Here is a 1,489-nt window from a genome sequence, read left to right on the forward strand (position 1 = left end):
GGCCGGCCGCCCCGCGTCCAGCGCGGCGATGGTGGCCGCGCGGGCGGCGCCCGCGAGCCAGGAGGACGCGCGGTCCTCGTCGGCGATCGAGAACTCCGGGTCGAGGCCGGCTTCGGGCGCGTGCTCCCGCAGGAGCCTCCCGCAGAACCCGTGGATCGTTCCGGCCGGGAGCCGGTCGAGCCCGTGGAGCCGCTCCTGCCACGCCTGCGCGTCCGCGGAGCCCGCGCCGCTCGCGGACGCCGCGCGCGCGCGCTCCGCCACCGCGCCGCGCAGCCGCTGCGAGAGCTCCTCGGCCGCTTTCTCCGTGAAGGTGATCGCGGCGATCTCGGCGGGCGCGCAGGGCGTCCCGAGCGCCTCGCCGGAGAGGAGGCGCACGCACAGCTCGACGAGCGCGGTGGTCTTCCCGGAGCCCGCGCCCGCCGACACGGCGGTCGGCGCCTCGAGCCGGAAGAGCGCCGTCGCCGCCGGGCCGAACACGATGGAGCCGCTCACGAGCCACCCCCGGCGTCGTCCGGCTCGCCCGCGCTGCCTTCGGCGCGGCACACCGCGCCGTACGGGCAGCCCTCGCAGGTCCGCGGCGCGATGGGGAACTCGCCCGCCCGGATCCGCCGCACGACCTCGACCACGCCCGCCGCGAAGCCGCGCGGGCCCGCCCCGCCGGCTCCCTCCGTACCGGCTCGCTCCGCGCCCTCCGGGGCGGAGAGCGAGAGGAGCGGATCCGCAGCGTCCGTGGCGAACGGCTCCGTGCGCGCCGCCTTCCGGAGGAGCGCGTAGGCGGCCTCGAGGTGCTCGCGGCCGGGCAGGTCGCGCGCCGCGGCGGCGAGGTACGCCGGCACCTGGAAGCTCGTGACGCCCATCGCCTCCGGGTCGAGCAGCTCGGCGTAGGCCGTCGCGTGGCGCGCGTTCTTGTAGTCGACGACGAGGAGCCGGTCGCCGGACGCGTCGACGCGGTCGATCCGCCCCTGCAGCAGCACGGTCTCTGCGCCGGCGCGCACCTCGAGCGGCGGCCGCTCCGACCTCCCGCCGAAGCGGTGCTCGAGGAGCGCCGGGACGAGCCCGTCGTGATCGCGCGCCTCCGCCAGCACCACGCGCGCGAGGCGCGCGAGCACCGCCTCGCGGCGCGCCGACCAGACCGCCGGATCGCCGGTCCTGCCCTCCGCCTCGAAGCGCGCGAACACCGACTCCGCCACGGCGTGCGCCTCGGCCACGTCGGCCGCGTCCCCGGCGGGCGGCCACGCCCGGCGCGCGAGCCTCGCCTCGACGAACCGCTCGAGCGCCGCGTGCAGCAGGCTCCCCTCGTCGCGCGGTTCCTGGTCGAGGTCGCCGGTCGCCGGGTCCGGCAGGCGGGCCCCGAGCTGGAGGAACAGGCGGAACGGGCACCGCGCGTACGTCTCGAGCTGCGTGGGCGACCACTCGGCGGGGAGCGCGGCGCGCAGGGCGCCCGCGAGCGGCCCGCCGACCGCCCCCGCGTGCGGCGCCGGCCGCCGCG

General features: G+C 79.2%; 2 protein-coding genes. Both read right to left on the reverse strand.

Features of this window, described 5'->3' with window-relative positions; all coding sequences use genetic code 11:
• The coding region (locus MNY60_RS23495) for a UvrD-helicase domain-containing protein (RefSeq protein ID WP_242362074.1) at positions 1 to 492 on the reverse strand (492 nt) is incomplete at its 3' end.
• Positions 489 to 1,489, reverse strand: a 1,001-nt coding sequence (locus MNY60_RS23500) for a PD-(D/E)XK nuclease family protein (RefSeq protein ID WP_242362076.1), incomplete at its 5' end; no start/stop codon positions are given. The genes MNY60_RS23495 and MNY60_RS23500, both read right to left, overlap by 4 nt.

This window comes from Anaeromyxobacter sp. SG17, assembly GCF_022690695.1.
Lineage (GTDB): Bacteria > Myxococcota > Myxococcia > Myxococcales > Anaeromyxobacteraceae > Anaeromyxobacter > Anaeromyxobacter soli.